The sequence below is a fragment of the Candidatus Endomicrobiellum pyrsonymphae genome (assembly GCF_020328025.1).
Classification (GTDB): domain Bacteria; phylum Elusimicrobiota; class Endomicrobiia; order Endomicrobiales; family Endomicrobiaceae; genus Endomicrobiellum; species Endomicrobiellum pyrsonymphae.
In genome coordinates this window covers 12,380-19,061 of record NZ_JAIXMZ010000016.1, presented here as the reverse complement: position 1 = coordinate 19,061, position 6,682 = coordinate 12,380, and the positions used below count along the sequence as shown (strand labels likewise).

The window sequence follows — 6,682 nt, the reverse complement described above, 5'->3', positions numbered from 1 at the left end:
ATAAGGTTCAGCTTTGCGCGCAAGCTGTTTGCCTAGAAGAAATGATGAATATTACCATAGAGAGTGGCGCGCTATTTTATGGTAAAACTCGCAATCGTCTAAATGTTGGATTTGATAAACCTTTGAGAGATGAAACTTATGCTCTTGCACAAAGGTTGAAAGACTGATTGGTGAATTAAGATACTTTAAACATAAAAATAAGAGAAGAGTAATGAAGGTATAAATGAAGAGTCGTACTTTATAAAAAATGTAAGGTACGTGAATTGAAATAGTTAATGTGTTGTTTTTGTCACTTTGTAGAGCTGATGTCGCGTCCATAACGGACGCGACTAGTGTTAGAATTGTCCTAAATTTATTTTTTATCTTGGATATTTTGATACCATACTATTTTGTCGCTTGTGAAGAATACATTTAATACAGCCTCAGAAACTACAGGAGCATCATATATTATGAAAAAAGAAATTTATGCGCACTCTGCAAATAGTAATGGTGAATGGCAGTTATTAGCAGATCATCTTGCAAACGTTGCGACACAATCTTCTAAATTTGCAGAAGAATTTGATTCGTCTGATTGGGCGTATAACATTGGACTTTTGCACGATTTAGGTAAAGCGTCTGATGACTTTCAAAAATATTTGAAAAAATCGTCTAATGAAGATTCTGATGAAGATGGAGTTCATGTTAAAAAAACTAATCATTCTGGAGCAGGAGCTATTTTTGCAAAAGAGAAATACAATGATGTAGGTAAAATTTTGGCATATTGTATAGCTGGACATCATGCTGGATTAAGTGATTGGTATGGTGGACCGAGTTCAATTAATTATAGACTTAGTGAAAAAGGCGATAAAAAATATTTTGATGAACAAGTGAAAAAATATGTGAAAAGCAGTCTTATTGATTTGAAAAATCCTTTAAAGCCTCCAGCTTTAAAAAAGCTCGAGCATGATTTACATTTATGGCTAAGAATGCTTTACTCTTGCCTAGTTGACGCAGATTTTATTGATACGGAAAACCATATAAACTGTGGACAAAAAGACAGAGGCAACTTTGATTCTATTTCAGAACTTTCAAGTAAGTTTTTTCAACATATGAAAAAATATGATAACCCACAGACAGATTTAAATAAAATTCGTATTGAAATACTTAGGGCTTGTGAACAAAAGGCAACAGATAAAGAAGGTTTTTTTGAACTTACGGTTCCAACGGGTGGCGGGAAAACATTGTCTTCAGTAGCTTTTGCATTTGGAAATGCGTTAGAATTTGGTAAAAAAAGAATAATATACGTAATTCCATATACTTCAATTATAGAGCAAACGTCCGAAATTTTAAGAGATATTTTTGGTGACGATAACGTTATTGAACACCATAGCAATATTGATCCCGACAAAGAAACTGAAAAATCTCGTTTAGCTTGTGAAAATTGGGACGCTCCTGTTATTGTTACGACTAATGTGCAGTTCTTTGAATCTTTATATGCTAATAGAAAGAGTGAATGCAGAAAATTGCACAATATGATAAACAGCGTAATTATTTTAGATGAAGCTCAGATATTGCCTACTGAATTATTATATCCGGTTGAAGATATTATGCGCCAGTTAGTGGATAATTATAAATGTTCTATTGTTTTTTCTACTGCTACACAACCGTATTTTAAAAATATAAAATATGTAGAGAAAATAATACCGCCTTCTATGAATCTATATAATAAACTTAAAAGAGTTACTTATAATTTCCCGCAAAAAGATTCTAAAAGCGAAAGTTGGGAAGATGTTGCCAAACGACTGAAACAATATAAACAAGTTTTGTGCGTAGTAAATACAAGAAAAGATTGTTTTAATTTGTATAAATTAATGCCGAAAGGAAGTATTCATTTATCTGCTTTAATGTGTGCAGAACATAGAAGTAAAAAAATAGCTTTGATAAAAGAAAAGTTAAAAAACAACGAAGAGATTATAGTAATAAGTACACAGTTAATAGAAGCTGGTGTTGACATTGATTTTCCTGTTGTATTTAGAGCTTTTACAGGATTACCGTCAATAGTTCAAACGGCAGGTAGATGTAATAGAGAAGGTAACTTAGAAATAGGCGAAGTTTTTGTTTTTAATCCGCCTACAGCTTTGCCTGTTGGTTTAATGCGTAAAAGTGGCGATACTACAAAAGAAATGATGTATGATGACAATTTTAATATTGGCAGCGCAGAAACGTCTAAAAAGTTTTTTGAGCTTTTAATAAGTAAAGTAAACTCCGTCGGAGATGTTGAGCTAAAAGAGCAGTTGATAAATGGCGCAGAGCATGGTCATTTTCAATTTGCATCCTATGCCAAAAAATTTAATATTATTGATGATAAATGCAATAAAACAATTATTGTTAGCTATGATGATAAAAGCAAGAATTTACTGAAAACCCTTAAATACGCTGGTATAAGTAAAAATCTAATGCGTTCTTTGCAGAGATATACGGTCAATATTCCATCGAGAATGTTTGACGAAATAAGAGCAAAAGGATTACTTGAAGAAATACAAGACGGAATTTTTGCGCAAGATACAACAAGTTTTTACAAAGATGATGTTGGTTTGGCTATTTATGATGAAAATTATGGTTTAGATGAATGGAATATATAAAAAAAGAGGGGTAAAAAAATGAAAGGTTTTTGTTTAGAAGTTTGGGGTGATTATGCCTGTTTTACAAGACCTGAAATGAAAGTTGAAAGAGTAAGTTATGATGTTATAACTCCATCTGCGGCAAGGGCAATTTTTGAATCTATTTTATGGAAACCTGCTATTGTTTGGAATGTTAAAAAAATTGAAGTTTTAAACCCAATCAAATGGTTTTCTATTCGGCGTAATGAAGTTAAAGATATTGCTTCAGTTAGTAAAGTTAGTAAAGAATGTATTTATACTCAAGATAGTATTCAACAAAGAGCTACTTTATGTCTTAAAGATGTCAAATATAGAATATATGCGGAATTTGATTTTATACCTCAAGAGGAAAGGGAAAATCATTTACGCAATGTTTTATACGAACATACAAAGAAAAAGTTAAAAGAGGAAATTCTTAACGGAGAAGACGAAACAGAGTCCAAATATGCTTCTATGTTTGAAAGACGGGCGAGTAGAGGACAATGTTTTAATCAACCTTATTTAGGCTGTAGAGAATTTTCTGCAGGTTTCAAATTGATTAATCCCAAAGAAGGTAAAGTTGCCCCTATTGATGAAACAAAAGATTTAGGAATTATGCTTTATGATATGGATTTCAAAGATTTACAATCTCCGCAAGCCTTATGGTTTTTTGCAAAAATGGAAAATGGCATAATCAATGTGCCCGCTTGGGGTAGCAAGGAGGTATTAAAATGATTTTACAAGCGTTAAAAGAATATTATTATAGAAAACCTGATTTGCCAAAATTTGGGTTTGAGAAAAAAGAAATTCCTTATATCGTCGTTTTAGACGAAAACGGCGAAGTTGTGAATTTAGAAATTACGTATGAAGGAACAGGAGAAGAAAAAAGGGCGAGGAAATTTTTAGTTCCTCATTCAGTTAGAAGAACAAGTGGAATTGTTTCAAATCTTTTGTGGGACAATCCAAAGTATGCTTTGGGTATTAAAACAAAAAATGATGATGAGCGAGATGAGCAAGTAAGCAAAATGCACCAAAAATTTAAAAATGAAATCAATTTACTCGGGAAGCAGGAAGATAAAGGACTGAATGCATTAAAACTGTTTTTAGAAAAATCCGACAAAGAAAAATTATTGCAGAAAAAATTTGCAGAAAATTTAAAGGTTTTATTGGAGGATGAAAACCCTTTAATCACTTTTAGGCTTGAAGGCGAATCAGATATAATTGCTAATTCAAAAATTCTTTTAAACTCTATTATTGAAGCATACAGGTCATCGGAAAATATAAAGAATTTGAAAAAATTTGATAAAGCGGAAAAAACAATTTGTTTAATCTCAGGAGAAAAAGATATTATCGAAAGGTTACATCCTTCTATAAAAGGAGTTTGGCGCGCGCGGTCAAGCGGAGCTAACATAGTGTCGTTTAATTCCTCTGCATACTGTTCTTATGGAAAAGAGCAAGGCAATAATTCCCCATCAGGTATAAAAGCAGTGTTTGCTTATACTACAGCTTTAAATTTTTTGCTTGATAAAAAATCACAACAAAAAATACAGGTAGGAGATTCCTTTACGATGATATTTTGGGCAGCTAAAAAAGACAACTTAGAAAATGATTTTGCCTCTTTTTTTAATATACCGCAGAAAGACGATCCTAATAAAGGAGTAAAGACCGTAAAAGCGTTATTGGAATCTGTAAAAAGTGGCGCTTTAAGTAATGATGATAGTAAAACTGAATTTTATGTTTTAGGGCTTTCTCCAAACGAAGCAAGGATAGCAGTAAGATTTTTTATAAAAGATACGGTAAGAGGTATGTCGGAAAATATAGCAAAACATTTCCAAGATTTAGAAATAGACAGACCAAGCTTTGAGAGTGAATTTTTACCATTATTCAAACTTTTGGTTTCAACTGCCGTTCTCGGTGAGTCGGAAAACATTGCACCGCATCTTGCCGGCGATTTTATGATGTCGGTTTTGAAAGGGTTGCCTTATCCCGAAACAATATTGCAAGCTGTTATTAACCGAATTAAAGCACAAGATTACAAATACAAAGCAAAAAATAGGAAAGCGGAAAAAGCAAAATCTGAATGGGTTATAAGTCACGAAAGAGTTGCTTTAATAAAAGCCTATCTTAATAGGCTCTCAAGAAAAACACAAAAGGAGGAGGAAATAACAGTGTCTTTAAACAAAGAAAATACAAATCAGGGCTATGTTTTAGGGCGTTTATTTGCAACTCTTGAAAAGTTGCAAGGGGAGGCGCAAGAGAAACCAAATTCAACAATTATGAGGTATTACGGTACGGCATCAAGTTCGCCTGTTGCGGTATTTTCAACATTAATGAGATTACATCAACATCACCTTAATAAACTAAGCAAAGAAAAAGCAGGAAGGGCAGTTTATTTTGAAAAGTTGATAGGCGAAATACAGGACAAGATTGATAATAGTAAAGGCTATCCTTCATATTTATCATTAACAGAACAAGGAATGTTTTCAGTGGGTTATTATCAACAAAGACAAGATTTCTTTAAACCAAAAAAAGAAAAAACAGAAACGGAAAACAAAATTCAAGGAGAACAAGAAAATGGCTGAATTAAAAAACAGAAAGGCATTAGAAAACAGATATGACTTTGTGTATGTATTTGATGTAAAAGACGGCAATCCAAATGGCGACCCTGACGCGGGCAATTTACCAAGAGTTGATGCTGAAACGGGGCAAGGAATTGTGACGGACGTTTGTTTGAAAAGAAAGGTAAGAAACTTTGTTGAATTGACAAAAAATGAGCAAGATAAAGATAATTTTAAAATTTATATAAAAGAAAAGGCAGTTCTTGGTAAATTTCACATAGAAGCTTTTGAAAATCTTAACATTAAGCTTGGTGAAGAGATTCGTAAAGAAATACCAGATGATCTAAAAGACGAACTGGAGAACTATGTGCTTCCTGAAGGTATGTATACAGAAAATGAACCGTGCGAAGAGTGTGATGGGGAGAAGAGGGAGAATCCTGAAGGTATGGGTATAAAAACAGAAAATGAAAAGCAGTTTCTTGTTGTTGCTTCTAACGCGAATAAGGAAGCAATAAAAAATTATATAAAAGAATTAAAGCCAACAAAAAAACTAAGTGAATTTCTTAACAAGATTGTGAAAGATGCGAGACCAAGAACACCAACTTCAGAAGAAACGGACAAGGGTAAAAGTTGGATGTGCGAGAATTTTTATGATATTCGCGCCTTTGGAGCTGTAATGTCTTTGAAATCTGTACCAAACTGTGGTCAAGTAAGGGGTCCTATTCAATTTACATTTGCTCGGTCTGTGGATCCAATCGTAATATCTGAACATTCAATTACAAGAATGGCTGTAGCAACTGAGAAAGAAGCAAAAGAACAATCTGGCGATAATCGCACTATGGGCAGGAAAAGCACTGTTCCTTACGGATTATATGTTGCCTATGGTTTTGTTTCGGCTCCTCTTGCAAAGCAAACAGGATTTACTGAAGATGATTTAGAACTGTTTTGGGAGGCTTTAATTAATATGTTTGAAAATGACAGGTCTGCCGCAAGAGGTTTAATGTCTGCAAGAAAACTATATGTATTCAAACATCGTGACAAATTAGGGAACGCTCCTGCTGACAAGTTGTTTGATTTGGTAAAACTTAAAATTAGGAAAAATGATGCTGCCACTGTTGCAAGGAATTTCTCTGATTATAATCTTCCGCAAAAAGAAGAAATAGAAAAAGGAATAAAAAAGGTGCTCGCCGAGTACAGCCGCACGGGCGCCCAGCGGAAAGAAGAAGAAATAGAAAAGGTCTTGGACGAAAATATAATAACGTTAGAAGAGAAAATATAAAATGTATTCAGAAGACGATTTATTATCTTTGTCAGGATTACAGCATCTATCGTATTGTAAACGTCAGTGTGTGCTGATTCATGTTGAGCAATTATGGGCAGATAATTTCTTTACGGCAAGAGGAACTGTCATGCACGACAAAGTTCATACAGAAAAAATTGAGCGTAAAAAAGGCATAATTATCGAACGGGATATTTATATTAAATCTTATAATCTTGGTTTAATAT

At 33.4% G+C, this 6,682-nt stretch carries 4 protein-coding genes and 1 pseudogene; all 5 read left to right on the top strand.

The genetic code is table 11. The annotated features are described in order from the left end of the window. The first annotated feature begins 449 nt into the window (after positions 1-449). Entirely contained in the window at positions 450-2,621 is a 2,172-nt protein-coding gene (gene cas3 / locus LE180_RS02585; protein WP_374133927.1) for a CRISPR-associated helicase Cas3', read from the top strand. 18 nt (positions 2,622-2,639) lie between these two features. Further along, a complete protein-coding gene (cas5c, locus tag LE180_RS02580; RefSeq protein ID WP_374133926.1) occupies positions 2,640-3,353 on the top strand; it encodes a type I-C CRISPR-associated protein Cas5c in 714 nt (237 codons plus the stop codon). Further along, entirely contained in the window at positions 3,350-5,200 is a 1,851-nt protein-coding gene (cas8c, locus tag LE180_RS02575) for a type I-C CRISPR-associated protein Cas8c/Csd1 (RefSeq protein WP_374133925.1), read from the top strand. Before cas5c ends, cas8c begins: the two co-directional genes overlap by 4 nt. Then, positions 5,193-6,455, top strand: a complete 1,263-nt coding sequence (cas7c, locus tag LE180_RS02570) for a type I-C CRISPR-associated protein Cas7/Csd2 (protein WP_374133924.1) — start codon at positions 5,193-5,195, stop codon at positions 6,453-6,455. Before cas8c ends, cas7c begins: the two co-directional genes overlap by 8 nt. A gap of 1 nt (position 6,456) precedes the next feature. Next, positions 6,457-6,682, top strand: a pseudogene (locus LE180_RS02565) (CRISPR-associated protein Cas4); the annotation flags it as partial.

Bases quoted from the DNA above. Each gene is read 5' to 3' on its own strand.
- cas3 (WP_374133927.1), top strand. From the start codon at position 450: ATGAAAAAAGAAATTTATGCGCACTCTGCAAATAGTAATGGTGAATGG.
- cas5c (WP_374133926.1), top strand. From the start codon at position 2,640: ATGAAAGGTTTTTGTTTAGAAGTTTGGGGTGATTATGCCTGTTTTACA.
- cas8c (WP_374133925.1), top strand. From the start codon at position 3,350: ATGATTTTACAAGCGTTAAAAGAATATTATTATAGAAAACCTGATTTG.
- cas7c (WP_374133924.1), top strand. From the start codon at position 5,193: ATGGCTGAATTAAAAAACAGAAAGGCATTAGAAAACAGATATGACTTT.